At 61.0% G+C, this 18409-nt stretch carries 15 protein-coding genes and 1 pseudogene; 15 read left to right on the forward strand and 1 reads right to left on the reverse strand.

Going from position 1 to position 18409, the window contains the following annotated elements; translation table 11 throughout:
* Positions 1 to 20: 20 nt before the first annotated feature.
* The 11 genes from LZK81_RS27350 (at position 21) to LZK81_RS27400 (ending at position 12275) form a co-directional block, all read left to right on the forward strand.
* Complete coding sequence (locus LZK81_RS27350; protein ID WP_233957129.1) at positions 21 to 1229, forward strand: M24 family metallopeptidase; 1209 nt, start codon at positions 21 to 23, stop codon at positions 1227 to 1229.
* Positions 1208 to 2380, forward strand: a complete 1173-nt coding sequence (locus LZK81_RS27355; RefSeq protein ID WP_233957131.1) for a M24 family metallopeptidase — start codon at positions 1208 to 1210, stop codon at positions 2378 to 2380. The genes LZK81_RS27350 and LZK81_RS27355 overlap by 22 nt, the downstream gene beginning before the upstream one ends.
* Before the next feature lie 34 nt (positions 2381 to 2414).
* On the forward strand, positions 2415 to 3395 hold the full coding sequence (locus LZK81_RS27360; RefSeq protein WP_233957133.1) for an ABC transporter permease: 981 nt from the start codon (positions 2415 to 2417) through the stop codon (positions 3393 to 3395).
* A 5-nt stretch (positions 3396 to 3400) separates the two neighbouring features.
* Positions 3401 to 4246: an ABC transporter permease gene (locus LZK81_RS27365; protein WP_233957135.1), complete on the forward strand. Its 846-nt coding sequence runs from the start codon at positions 3401 to 3403 to the stop codon at positions 4244 to 4246.
* Between the two features lie 47 nt (positions 4247 to 4293).
* Positions 4294 to 5238, forward strand: coding sequence for a succinylglutamate desuccinylase/aspartoacylase family protein (locus LZK81_RS27370; RefSeq protein WP_233957137.1), 945 nt, complete (start codon positions 4294 to 4296; stop codon positions 5236 to 5238).
* Positions 5239 to 5283: 45 nt separating this feature from the next.
* The gene (locus LZK81_RS27375; protein ID WP_046607532.1) at positions 5284 to 6273 is read left to right on the forward strand and encodes an ABC transporter ATP-binding protein; all 990 of its coding nucleotides are present in this window, start codon (positions 5284 to 5286) and stop codon (positions 6271 to 6273) included.
* Positions 6266 to 7240 carry an ABC transporter ATP-binding protein gene (locus LZK81_RS27380; RefSeq protein ID WP_233957139.1) on the forward strand — a complete coding sequence of 325 codons (975 nt, stop codon included), beginning with the start codon at positions 6266 to 6268 and terminating at the stop codon, positions 7238 to 7240. The genes LZK81_RS27375 and LZK81_RS27380 overlap by 8 nt, the downstream gene beginning before the upstream one ends.
* A gap of 12 nt (positions 7241 to 7252) precedes the next feature.
* Positions 7253 to 7738, forward strand: a complete 486-nt coding sequence (locus tag LZK81_RS27385; RefSeq protein ID WP_007760648.1) for a GAF domain-containing protein — start codon at positions 7253 to 7255, stop codon at positions 7736 to 7738.
* 14 nt (positions 7739 to 7752) lie between these two features.
* Positions 7753 to 8982, forward strand: a complete 1230-nt coding sequence (locus LZK81_RS27390) for a metal-dependent hydrolase family protein (protein WP_233957141.1) — start codon at positions 7753 to 7755, stop codon at positions 8980 to 8982.
* Positions 8983 to 9083: 101 nt separating this feature from the next.
* Positions 9084 to 10217, forward strand: coding sequence for a hypothetical protein (locus LZK81_RS27395; protein ID WP_233957143.1), 1134 nt, complete (start codon positions 9084 to 9086; stop codon positions 10215 to 10217).
* A gap of 63 nt (positions 10218 to 10280) precedes the next feature.
* Complete coding sequence (locus tag LZK81_RS27400; protein ID WP_233957145.1) at positions 10281 to 12275, forward strand: PhoX family protein; 1995 nt, start codon at positions 10281 to 10283, stop codon at positions 12273 to 12275.
* Between the two features lie 205 nt (positions 12276 to 12480).
* Here LZK81_RS27400 and LZK81_RS27405 read toward each other — a convergent pair whose 3' ends face one another.
* Positions 12481 to 13833 carry an MmgE/PrpD family protein gene (locus tag LZK81_RS27405; protein WP_233957147.1) on the reverse strand — a complete coding sequence of 451 codons (1353 nt, stop codon included), beginning with the start codon at positions 13831 to 13833 and terminating at the stop codon, positions 12481 to 12483.
* Positions 13834 to 13937: 104 nt separating this feature from the next.
* On the opposite strand from LZK81_RS27405, the gene LZK81_RS27410 reads away from it, so the two are divergent.
* From LZK81_RS27410 to LZK81_RS27425, 4 genes and pseudogenes are all read left to right on the forward strand, one after another.
* Complete coding sequence (locus LZK81_RS27410) at positions 13938 to 14858, forward strand: LysR family transcriptional regulator (RefSeq protein WP_046612303.1); 921 nt, start codon at positions 13938 to 13940, stop codon at positions 14856 to 14858.
* Between the two features lie 162 nt (positions 14859 to 15020).
* Positions 15021 to 15965 (forward strand): annotated as a pseudogene (locus LZK81_RS27415) (ABC transporter permease).
* Positions 15962 to 16780, forward strand: a complete 819-nt coding sequence (locus tag LZK81_RS27420; RefSeq protein ID WP_233957149.1) for an ABC transporter permease — start codon at positions 15962 to 15964, stop codon at positions 16778 to 16780. Before LZK81_RS27415 ends, LZK81_RS27420 begins: the two are co-directional and overlap by 4 nt.
* Positions 16777 to 18405 carry an ABC transporter ATP-binding protein gene (locus tag LZK81_RS27425; protein WP_233957151.1) on the forward strand — a complete coding sequence of 543 codons (1629 nt, stop codon included), beginning with the start codon at positions 16777 to 16779 and terminating at the stop codon, positions 18403 to 18405. Before LZK81_RS27420 ends, LZK81_RS27425 begins: the two co-directional genes overlap by 4 nt.
* The last annotated feature ends 4 nt before the right edge of the window (positions 18406 to 18409 follow it).

Genomic DNA, 18409 nt, shown 5'->3' on the forward strand with positions numbered 1-18409 from the left:
TGCAGTTCCAGGGTAACCCGATGGCTTTCTCACAGCGTCTCGGCGCGGACTTCTACGCGAAAATTCAGGCCGACATCCGCAAACGGATGGACGCGGCCGGCATTGATCTGCTGCTTCTCGATTCCAACGACGACGTCATCTACGCGACCGGCTTCTCGCACTACACGACCGAGCGGCCGGTGGTCGTCGCGATCACGGCGACGGATGTTTTCCTGCTGCTTCCGGAACTGGAGCGTACCCATGCGGCACACCAGCACATAGCCGCAGAGGCGATCGTCTATTTCGAGTTTCCCGGCATAGACCCGTGGCACGCGGTGCTCGGCCGGAAGTTTGCCGGGTTCGGGGGAACGGTCGCCTATGGCCACGCGATCTCGCTTGCCCGGGTAAAGCCGATCGAGAGCGCCTTTCCGAATGCGGAACGGGTGATCGCGAGCAATATCGTCCAGCAGATGCGGCTCCGGAAACATCCGGAAGAAATTGCGTTGCACCGCGAGGCCGCCCGCCTGTCCGACCGGATGGTCGAGGTCGGCGTCGAGATGATCCGCGAGGCGATGCGGAAGGACGGCCCGTTGCCGAGCGAGGTCGAGATCGAATCCTACGTTTCCCGTCACGCCATGCGCACCATGCACGAGGAGCATGAGGACATCATGCTGGTGCAGGGACTGGCGAGCGGGCTCGTCTATTCCGGCCCGCGGTCGGCTTTCCCGCATGGCATGCCGACCGGCAATCCGGTGAAGGTCGGCGAAAGCATCATCCTGTCGCTCGGCTGCCGGGTTGGCGCTCGCGCTTCGGAAAGCGAACGCACCTTCTTCATCGGCGAACCGTCGAAGCTGCAACGGGAGCATTATGCCGTCGCCTACGAGGCGCAGCGCATGGCGACTGCGGCACTGATCGCCGGGCATACCTGCGCTTCGGCGGACAACCTGGCGCTCGCCTATATCCGCGACAGCGGCATGAGCGAATACCTGCTCCATCGCGTCGGCCATGGCATGGGAATCATGTTCCATGAGGCACCCTGGGTGGAGGGCGGCGACCAGACAATCCTGGAACCCGGCATGATCACCTCCAGCGAGCCGGCGATCTTCGTGCCGGGCTTTGCCGGCTACCGCATCGCCGATACCGTGTTGATTACGGCCAGAAGGGCCGGACAGCATGACGCTCTATCCCCGCAAGCTCGAAGACGTCATCATCGCCTAAGGTTCGGAAAATGGGTTTCAGTCAGCGTCTAGCACCGGAATTCTACCAGCGGCTCCATCGCGATATCCGTGCCCGCATGGAGGAAAAAGGCGTGGGCCTCCTGATCCTCGATGCTGCCGACGACGTGCTCTACACGACCGGCTTCTCCTTCCGACCGAACGAACGGCCGGTGGCGCTGGCTTTGACCGCAACGAATGCGATCCTGCTGATCCCCGAACTGGAGCGCGAGCACGCCGACCGTCAGGACGTGGCGGCGGAAACCCTCGTCTATTTCGAATTTCCGGGTGTAGACCGGGCCTTTTCGCTGCTCGCGCGCTCGATCGGCGAAATCACAGGCAATATCGCCCATTCCTACGGGCTTTCCGTGGGACGGGCGGCAGAGCTTGCCGGCCTCTTTCCGAACAACCGCGTTATGCCGACGGATATCGTCGCCAGGATGCGGCAGGTGAAATATCCCGAGGAGCTGCGGCTGCATCGCGAGGCGGCGCGCATATCCGACGCCATGGTCCAGGCGGCCGCCGATCTCGTCACCGAAGCCTTCCGGGCCGGCAAGCCGCTGCCGAGCGAGATAGCACTGGAGGCGCATGTGGTGCGTCATGCGCTCGACATCATGGAAAACGAGCACGAGGACATCATGAATGTCCCGACGCTGGCGGGTGGGTTGGTTTATGGCGGACCGAACTCGGCCTATCCGCACGGCATCATTTCTCACCGCCGCATCCAGCCCGGCGAGAGCTTTATTTTGTCGTTGGGTTGCCGGGTCGGCGGCCGCTCGGCGGAAAGCGAGCGCACGTTTGTGCTCGGCGAACCCGGCAAGGATCACGAGAAATATTACGCCATCGCCCAGGAAGCGCAGCGGCTGGGCACGGCAGGCCTCGTCGCCGGCCGCACCTGCGCCTCTGCCGATATCACCGCGCTTGCCTATATCCGCGAACAGGGCATGGGTTCTTATCTCAAGCACCGCGTCGGCCACGGCATGGGCGTTGCCTTCCACGAACCGCCCTGGGTCGAGGCCGGCGACCAGACTATTCTCCAGGACGGTATGATCTGTTCGAGCGAGCCTGCGCTCTACGTGCCGGAGGTTGGCGGTTTTCGCCTCGCCGACACGGTTCTCGTCACCGAGCAACGTCCGGATTCACTCACGAAATTCCCGCGCCGCTTCGAGGAGATCGTGCTGTCATGACCTTCGCTCCGGCACAGCCAAGGGGAGCCACCCCATGCTAGCCTATATCGTCCGCCGTCTGCTGCTGCTGATCCCGATGGCGGCCGGCATGGTCGTCGTCACCTTCGGCCTGCTGCTGCTACTCCCCGGCGATCCGGCCTCCGTCCTGCTTGGCCAGGAGGCTTCGGCGGAAGCGATCAACAACCTGCGCAACGCGCTCGGCCTCAACGATCCCTGGTATATCCGCCTCGGCTCCTATTTCGCCCGTCTGCTGCAGGGCGACATGGGCCGCTCGATCTTCCAGAATCAGGCGGTGTCGGAAATCGTCGCCGGTCGGCTGGGCGCGACCATCGAGCTTGCGGTTGTCGCGCTGATCCTTGCCTGTCTCGTCGGCATCTCGCTCGGGGTGCTGGCTGCCACGCGACAGGGTTCGATCGTCGATACCGTATCGATGATTTTCGCCCAGCTTGGCGTTTCGATGCCGGTCTACTGGCTCGGCCTGCTGCTGATGCTGCTCTTTGCCGTGACGCTCGGCTGGCTTCCGGCAATCGGCCGCGGTGCGCCCTTCCCCGAAGCGCTCTGGGCCGCACTTACCGGCCAGCCGCAGGTCCTCATCGACAGTTTCGCGCATATCCTCTTGCCGGCAGTGGCACTTGCCGCCAACTCCGCTGCGATCATCTCACGGCTCGTGCGCACGGCGATGCTCGAAGTGCTGCGTGAGGACTTCGTCCGCACCGCCTATGCCAAGGGCCTGCGCCGCCAGCGCGTCATCCTTCGCCATGCGTTCCGCAACGCGCTCCTCCCGGTGCTGAGCGTTGTCGGCCTGCGCTTCGGCGCCCTGCTCGGCGGCGCGGTGCTGACCGAAACCATCTTCGCCTGGCCGGGCCTCGGTCAACTGACCATCACGGCGATCTCGCAGCGCGACCTGCCGCTCATCCAGGGCATCGTGCTCACCTTCGCGATCATCTTCGCGCTGGTGAATCTCGTCGTCGATCTTCTCTATGCGGTCGTCGATCCGCGCATCCGTTTGGGTTGAGGTTCATGAGATTATCCAGGCGTTTCCGCAATATCTCCCTGATCCTCGGCATGTCGATCGTGCTGGCGATCGTCATCTGCGCCGTCTTCGCACCCTATCTGTCGGCGCATGGCATCGAGCAGATGGACATGCGCAACCGCTTCTCCGGCCCGACGCTCACCCACTGGCTCGGCACCGACAATTTCGGGCGAGATCTCTGGGCGAGGCTGATCTACGGCGCGCGCGTCTCGCTGACGATCGCCTGCATCTCGGTCACGGCGTCGGCTCTCATCGGCACGACGGTCGGGCTCGCCGCCGGCTATTTTGGCGGCTGGACGGACCTGATCCTGATGCGGATCACCGACATCTTCCTGGGCTTTCCGGCGATCGTGCTCGCACTCGCCATCGTCGCGGTGCTCGGCCCCGGCACCATCAACGTGGCGATCGCCATCATCGTGGTCGCCTGGACGGAATATGCACGCGTGGTTCGCGCCACGACGCTGGTACTGCGCGAGCAGAACTATGTGCAGGCAGCAAGGGCGCTCGGCGCCCATCCGGTGCGCATCCTCGTTAAGGAAATCCTGCCCAATGCGATAGGGCCGATCATCGTGCTCGCCTCGCTCGGCTTCGGCACCGCGATCATCTCGGAATCGGCGCTCAGCTTCCTCGGTTTCGGCCTGCCGCCGCCGGCGCCGACCTGGGGCTGGACGCTCGCCTACGGGACGCGCTTCATGCGGGATGAGCCGTGGCTGGCAATCATAGCGGGCGCCACGATCATGGTGACGGTGCTCGGCTTCAACCTGCTCGGCGACGGCCTGCGCGATGTGCTCGACCCGCGGCATCTCTCGCGCTCTGCGGGCAAGAAGAAATAGCCAAACCCTCAGGACCAAGACGACAACGACACTGAAAGGAAACATCCATGGTCAAGTCGATCAACAAGCTTCGCCCCAAATTCACCACCCATGCGGACGGCAGCGATGCCGTGATCTTCATGCACGAACTGGTCGGCGAACAGGACGGCCCCACCGTCGGAATTTCCGCCTCCATCCACGGCAACGAAAACACCGGCTCGCAGGCGATCCTGGAACTCTACCGCATCATCAAGGACATGCCGCTCAAGGGCCGCATCATTCTCCTGCCGGTCGCCAACCCGCGTTCCTTCGCCGTCAACCATCGTCACAATCCGCTCGACCAGTTGAACCTCAACCGCGAATTCCCCGGCGATCCGCGTGGTACCTACAGCCAGCAGCTCGCCGATGCGCTGGCACACGAGTTCTACGCCAAGATCGACTACAATCTCGACCTGCATTCCGGCACCGACCGGCCGACCGTCGATTATGTCTACATCTGGAATGACGAGCCGCTGTCGCGTGCCTTCGGTTCGAAGATTCTCTATCGCCCCACGACCGGAAAGATCGGCACGGTCTATTCCGGCACCAGCAAATCCGTTTCGATGGACCGCCATGGCACCAAGGTCGTGACCATCGAGCTCGGCGGCGGCATCGTTGACCAAACCCCCTATGTCGAGCTCACCGTCGCTGGCCTGATGAACCAGCTTCGCCTGATCGGCTCGATCGAAGGCGAAGTGAAGCCCAATCCGAAACAGGTCGTGGTCACCGAACTCGTCGGCATCCGCCCGAAGCATGGCGGCTGGCTGGAGCCGCTTTCTCCGGCGAATGGCGAGATCATCAAGGGCGGTTCGCTGCTCGGCCGCGTCGTCAGCCCCTACGACTTCGAGACGATCGAGGAAATCCCGACGCCCTTCGAAACCGGCATCATGGTCATGCAGCACCTGACCCGCAACCTCGTCGAGGCGGGCGATTACGGCTTCATGGTCGGCAATATCGAAGGGTCCACCGACTGATCGGATCCCTCCGGCAGATGGAATGAACGGATGCAAGATCGAGCAATGGAAAAGACGATGGAACCGGCGCTTGCCGTCAGCGACCTGAATGTCGAAATCCTCGGGGAGAACGGGGCCTTTCCCGTCGTCTCGGAGATGAGCCTTTCGGTGCGCCCCGGCGAGACGGTCTGCATCGTCGGTGAAAGCGGCTGCGGCAAGTCGATGACCGCGCTGTCGCTGCTGCGCCTCCTGCCCGACAGCGCCCGCGTCGCATCCGGCTCGATCAGGATCCATGGCGAGGACTTTCTCGCCATGGATCGGCGCCAGGTCGAGGATTTCCGCGGCGACAAGATCGCCATGATCTTCCAGGAACCGCTATCGGCGCTGAACCCGGTGCTGACGATCGGCGAACAGATCGCTGAATCCGTCCGCCAGCACCGAAGGCTTGGGCGGCGCGAGGCCTTTGCGCGTGCCGTCAAATGCCTGGAACTGGTCCAGATGCCGGACCCCGAACGTCGCGCCCGGCAATATCCCCATGAACTTTCCGGCGGCATGCGCCAGCGCGCGATGATTGCTCTGGCGCTTGCCTGCGAACCGAAGATCATCATCGCCGACGAGCCGACGACGGCCCTCGATGTGACGGTTCAGGCGCAGATCCTCGGCCTGATCTCCGACCTCCAGAAGCGGCTTGGCACAGCCCAGATCCTGATCACCCACGATCTCGGCGTGGTTGCCGAAATCGCCGACCGCGTCATCGTCATGTATGCCGGCCGGCGGGTTGAGGAATGCAGCGTCTACGAACTCTTCGACAACCCGATCCATCCCTATACGATCGGCCTGATGGGCGCCGTCCCCCATCGGGACAGAACGGAAGCCGCCCCGGAACGGCTGACGGATATTCCCGGCACCGTGCCGCCGCTCTGGGACCTGCCGAACGGCTGCGCGTTTGCGCCCCGCTGTCCCGGCGCCTCGGCCCGCTGCCTGGAGGAACGCCCACCCTTCATCGAAAAGAAACCGGGGCATTTTGCCGCCTGCTGGGAGCATGACAATGCCTGATGCCGCGGCCCCTCTCCTCTCCGTGGAGAACCTCAAGGTGCATTTTGCCATCCGCTCCGGCGTCTTCCAGCGGCAGGTCGGCGAGGTGAAGGCCGTCGACGGCGTTTCCTTCTCGATCGGTTCGGGCGAAACGCTCGGCCTTGTCGGCGAAAGCGGCTGCGGCAAGTCGACCACCGGGCTCGCCCTCATGGGCCTCGTGAAGGCTACGGACGGCCACATCGCCATGCAGGGAGCCGAGGACGTCACGCAAATGCGGAGCATCCCGCGATCCTACCGCCGCCGCATGCAGATCATCTTCCAGGATCCTTTCTCCTCGCTCAACCCGCGCCAGCGGGTGCGCGACATCATCCGTGCGCCGCTCGATATCCATGGCATCGGCACGATCGAGGAACGGCGGGCCGAGGTCGCCAAGCTCATGTCGCTGGTGGGTTTGAGGCCCGACCAGGCCGACAATTTTCCGCACCAGTTCTCCGGCGGCCAGCGCCAGAGGATCGGCATCGCCCGGGCGCTGGCCCTGAAGCCCGATATCATCGTCTGCGACGAGCCGGTTTCTGCACTGGACGTGTCCGTACAGGCCCAGATCCTCAACCTGCTCGCCGACCTGCAGAAGGAACTCGGCCTTTCCTACCTGTTCATTTCGCATGATCTCGGCGTGGTCGAACACGTCTCGCACCGGGTCGCCGTCATGTATCTCGGCAAGATCGTCGAGACCGGGTCGAAAGAGGCGATCTTCACGAAACCCCTTCACCCCTATTCGGAACTGCTGCTGCGCTCGGCGCCGGCACATGATCCGCGCAAGCGTCACAGGTTCAGCGCCGTCAGCGACGACATTCCGAGCGCCACGCGAAAACCCTTGGGCTGCGCCTTCCACACCCGTTGCCCCCTCGCGACCGATATCTGCCGCCAAATCGAACCGCGGCTCGAACGGAAGGCCGACGGCCAGTCCGTTGCCTGCCATCACCGATAGAGGAGTTTCACGATGATCGAGGACCTGATCGGGCTTCTGGCAGAACCTGGCCAGCCAAACTTCTTCTACGATGCGCTGGACGCCGCTCTCGCCAGGCACGTTGGCCACCGCCTGTTGACGCTGCTCTACACGGATGGCGACGAGGTGGCGCGCGTCTATTCGAACATGCCGGACGTCTATCCCGTCTTCGGCCGCAAACCGATGGGCCTCACGCCCTGGGGCGACTTGGTGCTGCGCCGGCAGCAACCCTTTCTCGGCCGCGACCGAGAGGCCATCAAATGGGCCTTCTTCGATCACGAACTGATTGCCAGCATCGGCCTCAATGCAGCGATCAACATCCCGGTCGTCTATGACGGCGAAACAATCGGCACGATCAACCTGCTGCACGAAGAATTTTTCTACGAGGAAACGCATGTCGAGATCGCCAGGAAATTCGCTCCGCTGCTGATCCCCGCCTTCCTCGAAGCCCGCCGCGCCGGCAGTGCGCCGAGAGATTGAAAAGGAACAAGACCGTGACCTCCTATCTCTTCGAAAACGCCCGCATTGTCGACGGAACCAGCCCTCAGCCGAGCGAGCCGGTTTCGGTGCTCGTCGAGGGCGACCTGATCCGCGAGGTTTCGCCCTCCATCAACAGCGCCGGCGCGCAGCGGATCAACCTTGCCGGCAAGGTGCTGATGCCGGGCCTGATCGACGCCCATGTGCACGTCATCGCCGGCATGGTGAACCTCGGCCAGAACGCGAAACTTCCGGATCCGATCGTCACCGTGCGCGCCTTCAAGATCATGGGCGACATGCTGATGCGCGGCTTCACCACCGTCCGTGATTTGGGCGGCGCGACCTCCGGCCTGCTGGCCGCCACGCAGGAAGCGCCCTGGCCGACACCGCGGCTCAATATCTGCGGCAAGGCGCTCTCGCAATCCGGCGGCCATACGGACTATCGCGGCCCCTATGACGACACGCCGACGCCGAAGACCGGCCATACGCTCGGCAATCTCGGGCGCATCTGCGACGGGGTGCCGGAAGTCCGCAAGGCCGCCCGCGAAGAACTGAAATCAGGTGCACATTTCATCAAGGTCATGGCAAACGGCGGCATCGCTTCGCCGACCGACCCGATCCACTTCCTCGGCTTCTCGCGGGAAGAGCTGATCGCCGCCGTCGAGGAGGCGGAGAATGCCGGCACCTATGTCGCAGCGCATCTCTATACCGACAAGGCGATCCGCCGGGCGATCGAATGCGGGATCCATTCGCTGGAACACTGCAACCTGATCCGCCCACAGACCGCGAAGCTCGCCGTCGAAAACGGCTGCATCTCGGTGCCGACGCTCGTCACCTACGAGAAGCTCGGCGTCGAGGGGCCGGCGCTCGGCCTACCGTCCGCCTCCGTCGCCAAAGTCGATTCCGTGCGGCTGGCCGGCATGGAATCGCTCTCGATCATGCGCGACGCCGGCCTGCCGATGGCTTACGGCACCGACCTGCTCGGTGAAATGCACCGGCATCAGTCAGAGGAATTCGTGATCCGCACACGCGTCCTGCCCGCCCATGAGGTCATCGCCTCCGCAACGCATGTCGCAGCAAAGCTGCTCAGGATGGAGGGCAAGATCGGATGCATCGCACCAGGCGCCTTCGCTGACCTGATCGTGGTCGATGGCAATCCGCTCAGCGACATGTCGCTGCTGACACATCAGGGCGCCCATATGCCGATCATCGTCCGGGGCGGGATTTTCGTGAAAAATCAGGGGTAACGTGGATGGAATTGGGAAGAGAGATGGCGGCGATAACGGCAGGTCTTGACCTGCTCTATCGCAGTCGCAATGGCAATGCCGGTATCCTCGATGCCGAAGGCTTGATACCGGTCGCCGTCGCCGAAGTTTCGCCGCGGCAATTCGACACCTACGAGGAGGCAGAGAGCGCACTCCTGTCCTTGCGCGACCGCCTCGGACAAGCGGAAAACGCACTGCGTCGGGACTGGCTCGACGAGATGTCGGATTCACTGCTCGCCCTGATCACCACCTTCCGCGGCGATACCATCAGCTTTGCCGAAAGACTGGAACGACAGATCCGCGTCGATGTGCGCGACATCCCTGAAGAGATCATTGCGAGCTATCACAAAGGTATCCGCGAGGCATTGGACGAACTCGGCTTCCGCGGCGGGAACCTGTCGGAAGATCTTGCGCGCTGGGAGGAGCGCGCACGAATACCGTCCGACAAGGTGCTGGACGTTCTGGCGGACTTTCAGCGTCAGGCGCGGGCGCGATGCGGTGCTCTGGCGACCGCGTTGAAGGCTGACTGGCTCGGTGGCGAATGGCTCAAGCCGATCGGTCAGCGGAACGTGCCGTATTCGGCCTATTGCGATTTCCCCGAAAGGCGGTTGTTGCTCAATGTCGATTTTCCCTACACTGCATTCAGCCTCAAGCACCTGGCGGTGCACGAAACCTTTCCGGGCCATCTCGTTCATCTGAAACTGCGCGAGAGGCGCGTGGCGGAAGGCCTCATGCCGCTCGATGCGGCTCAGGTCGTCACCAGTTCGGCGAGTTCGGCCATTTTCGAAGGCATTGCCGATAACGGCCTGCAGTTTCTCGACTGGATCGAAACGCCCGAGGATCATCTCGGCCACCTGCTGCAGCGGCTTCGTTCGGCGCTCAGGTGCCGCGCCGCCTGGCAAGTGCTTGGTGAGGGCAGATCCCTCGACAAGGTCGTGCCGGATATCGCGGAGGCCTCCCTCCAGTCACCCGACGTAACTCGATCCCGCCTCGCCTTCCTTCGTCACAAGTTGCGTGCACCCTTCGTCTACGCATACTGGTGCGGAGAAATGGCGGTCGACTCGGTTTGGTCTCAGGTAAAGGCCACAGAAAGAGGTGAGTTTTGGGGCTACCTCTACGACAATATGCATACGCCGAATACTTTAGCGAAACATTGGCCCAATCGGCCCCCGAGACAAGAGATGGACGGCGCGGCGATGCCTGTCGCATACCTGTAATAGTGTAACCTTAGGTTAGAATGGCTCCAGGCTTGGGGCAAATCCTAACTTAGAGGCGAGCCAATGAACGAGCACACTTCCCGGAAGATATTCCCAACGACCCAGCTTGAAGACGCGGATGGCGATGGCCACAACACGAGCGTCAACCCGACCATGGGTGAAATCATCGGCAAGCGTTTCTCGCGCCGGAATTTTCTGCAGGGCTCGCTCGCCGTCTCGGCTATTGCGGCCACGGTCAGCCCTGTCGCTCTGATGAGCGCCGACGAGGCGCGTGCCCAGAACAGGAGCGGGTCCGCCTTTAGGTTCACCGAAGTGGAAGCCGGCGTTGATGCCAACCACCACGTGGCCGACGGTTATGACGCCGATATCCTTCTGCGCTGGGGCGATGCCGTCCTGCCCGGCGCGCCGAAATTCGATCCCACCAAGCAGACGGCTGATGCGCAGAGCAAGCAGTTCGGCTATAACAACGACTATGTCGGCTACATTCCGCTCGAAGGTTCGAGCGAGCACGGCCTGCTCGTCGTCAATCACGAATACACCAATCCGCACCTGATGTTCCCGGGCCTCGTCAAGGTCGTGGATGGCAAGATCAAGCAGGGCGCGCTCAGCAAGGAGCAGGTGGATGTCGAAATGGCGGCCCATGGCGGCACCATCGTTGAAATCCGCAAGGCCGGAGGCAAGTGGCAGATCGTCACCGACGGCAAATACAATCGCCGTATCACTGCCAACACACCGATGGAAATTACCGGCCCGGCGGCCGGCAACGATCGCCTGAAGACCTATGTCGATGCGACTGGCACGCGCGCCATCGGCACGATCAACAACTGCGCCGGCGGCGTCACGCCCTGGGGCACATACATCATGGCGGAAGAGAATTTCCATGGCTATTTCTCCGGTAAGCTGCCGGAAGGCCATAAGGAGGCCGCCAACTACAAGCGATACGGCGTTCCGGAAGGTGGCTACGAGTGGGCCAATTTCTACGACCGCTACGATCTCGCCAAGGAACCGAACGAGCCGAATCGCTTCGGCTGGATCGTCGAGGTTGATGTCATGGACCCGGCCTCCATGCCGAAAAAGCGCACCGCGCTCGGCCGCACGAAACATGAGGGCGCCGAATCGATCGTCGCCAAGAACGGCAAGGTCGTCTTCTATCTCGGTGACGACGAACGGTTCGACTATGTCTACAAGTTCGTGACTGAAGGCACGTTCAACCCGAACGACCGCGCGGCCAACATGAACCTGCTCGACAAGGGAACGCTATACGTCGCCAAGTTCAACGAGGACGGCACCATGCAGTGGCTGCCGATGATCCACGGCCAGGGCCCGCTGACCGCCGCCAACGGATTTAACAGCCAGGCGGATGTGTTGATCGAATGTCGGCGCGCGGGAGACGTGCTCGGTGCCACAAAAATGGACAGACCGGAAGACGTCCAGCCGAACGGCGTCAACGGCAAGGTCTACGTCATGCTGACCAACAACACCCGCCGCAAGGCCGACCAGATAAATGCTGCCAATCCGCGTGCAGAAAACGCCTTTGGCCATATCATCGAGATTGCCGAAAACGACGGCGATTTCACCGCCACCTCCGGCAAGTGGGAAGTGCTTCTGAAGTGCGGCGATCCTTCCGTTGCGGCGGTCGGCGCGACCTTCTCCACAGAAACCACCAAGAACGGCTGGTTCGGCATGCCGGATAACTGCGCCGTCGATTCCGCCGGCCGGCTCTGGGTCTCGACCGACGGCAACAACAACAAGGCGACCGGCCGAACAGACGGTCTCTGGGCCGTCGATACGGAAGGTGAAGCCCGCGCCACGTCAAAGCTCTTCTTCCGCGTTCCCGTCGGTGCTGAGATGTGCGGCCCGCTTTTCACCCCGGATGACCAAACGGCTTTCGTCGCCGTCCAGCATCCGGCCGATGGCGGCGAGGACTGGTCTGGCCATGGCCGTCCGTCCTACTACGAGGACCTTTCCACCCGCTGGCCGGACTTCAAGCCCGACATGCCAGTGCGACCTGCAGTCGTTGCGATCACCAAGGTGGGTGGCGGCAAGATTGCCGTCTGACACGATCAACGCAGCGTCGAGCGACAACGAGAGCGGCAGCGCGGCTGCCGCTCTCGTTGTGAATGCCGGCCGGGGTGAGTGCATTATCCCGGCGGCAATGCGCAGCATGCCCCTCCCCTCGAGCCACAAGGTTTCCCTTTTGGGCTACGTCCTCTCGCTTGTTGCGGTACCTGGTAGCCTGGTCGGTCGGAGCCGCGAGCGCTGGTTATCTTGGAAAGGGAAGAGCTGCTGCCACACACTCTGTGTGCTGGAGGTCGCTCAAGGACTGCCAAGACGGAATCTGGTGACCGGAGATATTCGCCCAACTCAAACAATCTCGAAACTTATATTCCCGATCAGCTTCATCCAAGGGGGCTTCTATGGCACCCTTTGCATGAAGTCGTTCGACACTGATATGCCGACCGTCGCAGGTGATCACGGTCACACGATGCGGCAGTCTCTCAACACCCTTTTCCTGTTCCGGCGTGTATGCAGTCATCGAAATACGAGACATTAGATCACGAAGTTCCAGACGGACGGCTGCTTCTGGCGTGAAGTCGGAAAGCCCCAGTTTTCCATGGATAAAAGCGGTCGCCAAGCAATATTGCATCGAAAACCGCGCTTCCATTTCATCCTTGGGGTCCGCATAAGCAAGATTACGCTGTGCTGATATGCCAACTTGAGTATCGATACCGCGAATGTCGGCGATATCGAGATCGTATCGCTTCTTGAGCTCGAGCAGCGCATCGATAGCCCGATGCGTCGAGCCGCAACAGGGGTGCCTTTTCGTCACAAGTCCGCGCGTTTCGATTACATGTTCGGAGGCAAGGACCAAATCCTTCCAGCCCTTGGCGTCTTCACCGCCGGACAATTCAAGAAATCCCTGCCGACCCTCCAGGATATCCAGTCTCGCCTCTAGACCGGCCTTGGCCATCAAAGCCGCTTCAACGGCGTTTCTCGCGGCAACACCTGCATGAACTGGCTTCACCATAGTTCCGAACTGGCCCTTCAGCCCGCAGGAAAGGCTCACGGCGATACTCATCGCATGCGCGACTTCAGTTTCCGTAGCCCGCAGGAGTATCGCGACGCCGGCCGCGGCGCCTATGCAGCCCACCGTGGAGGTCGCATGCCAGCCAGCATTGTAGTGTGATGGATTGACGCCGAATCCCACCGCCGCCTGAGCCTCGAGTCCAGCGAGATAGGCGGACAGAAAATTCCTACCGGTGATCGATCGATCACCACCGGCAACCGCAAGCAATGCCGGCACCAGCACTGCGGAGGCGTGGGCTCGCGCCGGGTGGAAATTGTCGTCGAAATCGAGGCTATGGGCAGCCGTCCCATTCACCAGAGCGGCAAGCGACACCGGTGCGCGCAAACCGCCAACGATCGAAGATGGGTGATCCTCGTTGATCTGGTCCGAAAAGGCGCGCTGCAAGGCTTTCACCGGGCTTTCATTCGCACCTGCAAGTATCGCTCCGTAGGTGTCGATCACTGCATCGGTCGCACGCGAAATGGCGAGCGGAGAGAAGCTCGCGCGAGCCATGATCTGACGCACTATCTTTTCAATGACTGTAACCATGGCTGAATTCTCCATGCGGGATTGATTTGCATGGAGAATGTTTCACCGTTTAACATACCGCAATCTTATGCATTTGGCGGGTAACATTACCGACCGGAGGTCCGATGTCGAAAGACAATAATTTGCCGATCAATGTAAAACACATCGAAACATACGATGCGATTTCGGCAACGGGCTCGACGATTGCGGCCGCCGTGAAGCTTGGCATATCGCAGTCCAACGCCAGCCGAATGCTGCACCAGCTTGAAAATTATCTGGGCGTGCGTCTCTTCGACCGTGAAAAGAACAGACTTTCACCTACTCGCGAGGGTTTGCAACTCGGACCGGAAATCAGATCGATATCCGACAGACTGCATGCGATAAGAATATCCGCGCGCGAGCTGGAAAGTGGCCGATCGGGGGAAATTCTCCTGCGTCTGGCTTTTCCGGCAAGTCTTTCCGTCACAATGATGCCCCGCCTCATCCGCCGGTTCCGAGATGAAAATCCTCAAGTGAGAACCGAAATAGCCTCGGGAAATTATCTTTCCATCGAGAGGATGGTCGCCGACCGAAACGCGGACATAGGTTTTGTTCGTCTCCCCGCCATATCCACCGGCCTGCGGCAGGAAATTCCCATTCAATCCTTCAATGTCTGCGTGATGCATGAAGAACACCCGTTGGCGAGGGAGACGTTTCTTTCCGTCGACAATCTGAAGGGCCAGGATTTGATATTGCTCAACCGTGAGCGACCGATCCGCCATGAGCTGGAATCGCTTTTCTATAAGGTTGGACTGCGTCAAAAGCCAGTCGTGGAGGCGCATTCGGTTGGGTGCGCCTGCTCACTTGCGGCGGAAGGGCTGGGTATTGCCATAGTCGGCTCTCTCATCGCCAACGAGTACAGGAACCTGCCTCTTCGTTTCGTTCCCCTTGAACCCGCCTTGCCCGTGACTTACGCGGTCGTTAGCGCGGAAGGGTATCCCCTTCCCAAGATAGCGCAGACGTTTCTTCCATACGTCTCCGACTGGGCTCGGGCGCACCAAAACTAGACTACCTACTTCGCGTTCATCCTGTAGGTTGCCCTGTTTATGCATAGGCATAACCCGAATATGCATAAGATTGCGTGCCATTCTCCCGACACCCATAGTTCCCGCAAAACATGCCGATGACAGGCGCACCCAGTGGTGGGGCCCTCGCATCCAGGGGAACAAATGTCAGGATTTATTTTTAGACGCCTGCTGATGGCGTTGCCAACGATCGCAATCGTATCGATCACGGTCTTCGCTCTCATCCGATTCATACCTGGGGACCCCGCATCTCTGATGCTTGGGGACATGGCTCAGCCCGAACAGGTTGCTCAAATGCGTTTCGAGCTTGGGCTCGACAAGTCGATGCCGGAACAGTTTTTGATCTGGAGCGGGAATGTAACGACGGGAGATTTTGGACGCTCCATCGTCAATGACGAACCTGTTTTGCAACTCGTCGTCTCACGGTTCACGGTAAGCGCTGAGATCGTGGTGATTGCGGTAATTCTCGCTAGTCTGATAGCGGTCCCGGCTGGCGTGATAGCCGCCTGGAGACAGAACAGCATCACCGATCTGGCTCTGGTTGGTACCGCAACGATACTCCTGTCGATCCCGACCTTTTGGTTGGGTCTGCTACTTCTTCTCCTATTCGGCCTAAAGCTCGGTTGGTTGCCGGTACTTGGTTATGTCTCCATGTCGGAGAATTTTACCGCCGGTTTGGTCTATATAGTCTTGCCGGTCATGACGCTGGTCATCCATTAGGCGGGTGCTTTGGTTCGCATGGCGCGCGCCTCCACCCTCGAGGTGCTGCGGCTGGACTACATTACCCATGCTCGCGCCAAGGGCCTGTCCGAAAGCGCTGTGCTCTGGAAACACGCTTTCAAGAACGCTTTTGGTCCCACCTGGACGATGATCGGCCTCATTCTCGGTAATCTTCTCGGTGGCATCGCGGTCATCGAAACCGTGTTCACCATTCCCGGTCTTGGACGGTTGATGGTGGATAGCATCTTCCAGCGCGACTATCCGGGCATTCAGGGTTGCCTGCTATTCGTCGCGTTCTCCTATGTCGTCGTCAACCTGATCGTCGATCTCCTGTACCCTCTGTTTGATCCGCGCGTGGTGGCAGAATGAAACATTTCACTCTAAATGGCCTGATCGGCGGACTGCTTATCTCGGTCCTTCTGGCGGTCGCAGCCGTCAGCCTGTTCTGGACGCCGTCCGACCCGATGAAGCTCAGCTTCACCGCCCGCCTTGCCGCACCAAGCACCCAGCATCTGCTCGGTACCGACGAGTTCGGCCGCGACGTCCTTAGCCGTCTGGTGATCGGCGCACGCGCCAGTGTCTGGATCGGTTGTTTGACCGTCGGTTTCGCCACCGTCGCCGGAACCCTCATCGGGCTGGTCAGCGGTTATGCCCGCGGATGGATCGATGGCGTCATCATGGCAATCAACAACGCCCTTCTCGCTTTTCCGGGCATCCTGCTGGCGCTTGGCCTGCTTGCCGTATTCGGTGCCAACCAATACGGCATCATCTTTGCGCTCGGCATCGCCTACACACCATCCATGGCACGCGTGGTTCGCGGCGCGGTTCTGTCGCTGCGTGAGCGTGAATTCATCGAAGCCTCCAAGGTCATGGGTAATGGCGAGATTTTCACCATGCTGCGGCATATCCTCCCCAATTGCCTGGCACCGATCACCGTTCTTGCCACATCGATGTTCGGCTGGGCCATCCTGTCGGAAAGTGCCCTGAGCTTCCTCGGTCTTGGCGTGCCGCCACCGGCACCAACCTGGGGCAATATGCTGGCGGCTGGCCGCCCCTTCATCGAACAGGCCGTCTGGCTCGGACTTTTCCCCGGCCTTTGCATCGCACTGACATTGCTCGGCATCAATCTGCTCGGAGACGCGCTTCGCGACAAACTCGATCCCCGCATGAGAGGTTTGAAATGACACAGGAAAAACTTCTCAGCGTGCGTGATCTCTCGCTGGAAATCACCCATCGCGGCATAGATGTCGTCAAAAATGTCAGCTTCGATCTCGAACCAGGCGAAATTTTCGGAATCGTTGGCGAAAGCGGCTCCGGCAAATCGCTGGCGACCCGTTCGCTGATCTCGCTGCTGCCTGCTGCCATCCGCAAAATCGGCGGTCAGGTGATCTACAAAGGTCGTGACGTCTCATCGATGAGCGAAGCAGACCTTCGCAGGATGCGCGGTGCGGAAATCGGGTTGGTGTTCCAGGAGCCGATGACATCGCTCAATCCATCCATGACCATCGGACGGCAGCTGGAAGAAGGGCTCACCCTTCACACCCGGGATACGCCTGCCGAGCGGCACGCCAAAATCCTCGCCATGCTGGATCGGGTGGGCATCCGCGACCCGGAAGCAGCGCTGTCATCCTATCCGCATGAATTCTCCGGCGGCATGCGCCAGCGGATCATGCTCGCCTCGGTCATGCTTCTGAAACCCGCGTTGCTGATCGCCGACGAGCCGACCACGGCGCTCGACGCTGTTATCCAGCGCGATGTCATGGAACTGATGGTCGAGCTGACGAAGGCCGAAGGCACGGCCGTGCTTTTGATCAGCCACGACCTGCCGATGGTGGCACGTTACACCAGCCGCATCGTGGTCATGGAAAAAGGATCGATCGTCGAGGCTGGAACGACCGAACAGATTCTCGAGACGCCCCAGCATCCCTACACCCGCAAGCTGTTGTCATCCTTGCCGATCCGCGGCCAGGTCCGGACAATCGATACCACGGCAGCACCGATGGTTTCCGCCAAGAATATCGTGGTCGATTATCCGGGCCGCAGGTCGCTTTTGAAAAAGGGAGCGGTCAAGCGCGCGCTGCATGGCGTGTCCATCGATATCCACGAGGGTGAGGTCGTCGCTCTGGTGGGTGGTTCCGGCTCCGGCAAGACGACGCTCGGACGCACCATCGCTGGCCTGATCAAGGAATCCGGGGGCGAGATCCCTTTTCAAGGCCGCAAGCGGGAGGCCGACCGGCAGGACTACCGGCTGAATTGCCAGATGGTTTTTCAGGACCCCTACTCGTCTCTTGATCCGCGCATGACCATACTGGCGCTCGTGGAAGAAGCTCTCCGGCGGGTTCCCGGCATCGATCGCGCCTCCAAGAAGAAGCGGGCCTATGAAACGCTGGAGGAAGTCGGGCTCGGTTCTGAATATTCGCTGCGTTATCCTCATGAACTTTCGGGCGGGCAACGGCAGCGCGTGGCAATTGCCCGCGCAATCGCGCGGCGTCCGCGTTTCCTGATTGCCGATGAACCGGTGTCGGCGCTCGACGTGACGGTGCGCGCGCAGGTGCTGACGCTCTTTTCCGACCTGCAAAAGCGCTACGGTTTTTCCTGCCTGTTCATCAGCCATGATCTTGGCGTTGTGGAGCAGGTGGCCGACCGCGTCGTCGTCATGCAGGACGGCCGGATCATCGAACAGGGTGATCGCGACACGATCTTCGACACCCCGAAGGAGGCTTATACGCGACGCCTGCTCTCTGCCATCCCCGCACTCGATCTGAACAAGACCGGCGGCGTCACCCTGAAATGGCGCCTGGAGAACTGAAAAT

The organism is Neorhizobium galegae, assembly GCF_021391675.1.
Taxonomy (GTDB): domain Bacteria; phylum Pseudomonadota; class Alphaproteobacteria; order Rhizobiales; family Rhizobiaceae; genus Neorhizobium; species Neorhizobium galegae_B.

Coding starts and splice junctions, on each gene's coding strand:
- LZK81_RS27420 (WP_233957149.1), top strand. CDS start 15,962: ATGAAACATTTCACTCTAAATGGCCTGATCGGCGGACTGCTTATCTCG.
- LZK81_RS27410 (WP_046612303.1), top strand. CDS start 13,938: ATGTCGAAAGACAATAATTTGCCGATCAATGTAAAACACATCGAAACA.
- LZK81_RS27370 (WP_233957137.1), top strand. CDS start 4,294: ATGGTCAAGTCGATCAACAAGCTTCGCCCCAAATTCACCACCCATGCG.
- LZK81_RS27425 (WP_233957151.1), top strand. CDS start 16,777: ATGACACAGGAAAAACTTCTCAGCGTGCGTGATCTCTCGCTGGAAATC.
- LZK81_RS27400 (WP_233957145.1), top strand. CDS start 10,281: ATGAACGAGCACACTTCCCGGAAGATATTCCCAACGACCCAGCTTGAA.
- LZK81_RS27360 (WP_233957133.1), top strand. CDS start 2,415: ATGCTAGCCTATATCGTCCGCCGTCTGCTGCTGCTGATCCCGATGGCG.
- LZK81_RS27355 (WP_233957131.1), top strand. CDS start 1,208: ATGGGTTTCAGTCAGCGTCTAGCACCGGAATTCTACCAGCGGCTCCAT.
- LZK81_RS27405 (WP_233957147.1), bottom strand. CDS start 13,833: ATGGTTACAGTCATTGAAAAGATAGTGCGTCAGATCATGGCTCGCGCG.
- LZK81_RS27385 (WP_007760648.1), top strand. CDS start 7,253: ATGATCGAGGACCTGATCGGGCTTCTGGCAGAACCTGGCCAGCCAAAC.
- LZK81_RS27350 (WP_233957129.1), top strand. CDS start 21: ATGGCTTTCTCACAGCGTCTCGGCGCGGACTTCTACGCGAAAATTCAG.
- LZK81_RS27380 (WP_233957139.1), top strand. CDS start 6,266: ATGCCTGATGCCGCGGCCCCTCTCCTCTCCGTGGAGAACCTCAAGGTG.
- LZK81_RS27375 (WP_046607532.1), top strand. CDS start 5,284: ATGGAAAAGACGATGGAACCGGCGCTTGCCGTCAGCGACCTGAATGTC.
- LZK81_RS27365 (WP_233957135.1), top strand. CDS start 3,401: ATGAGATTATCCAGGCGTTTCCGCAATATCTCCCTGATCCTCGGCATG.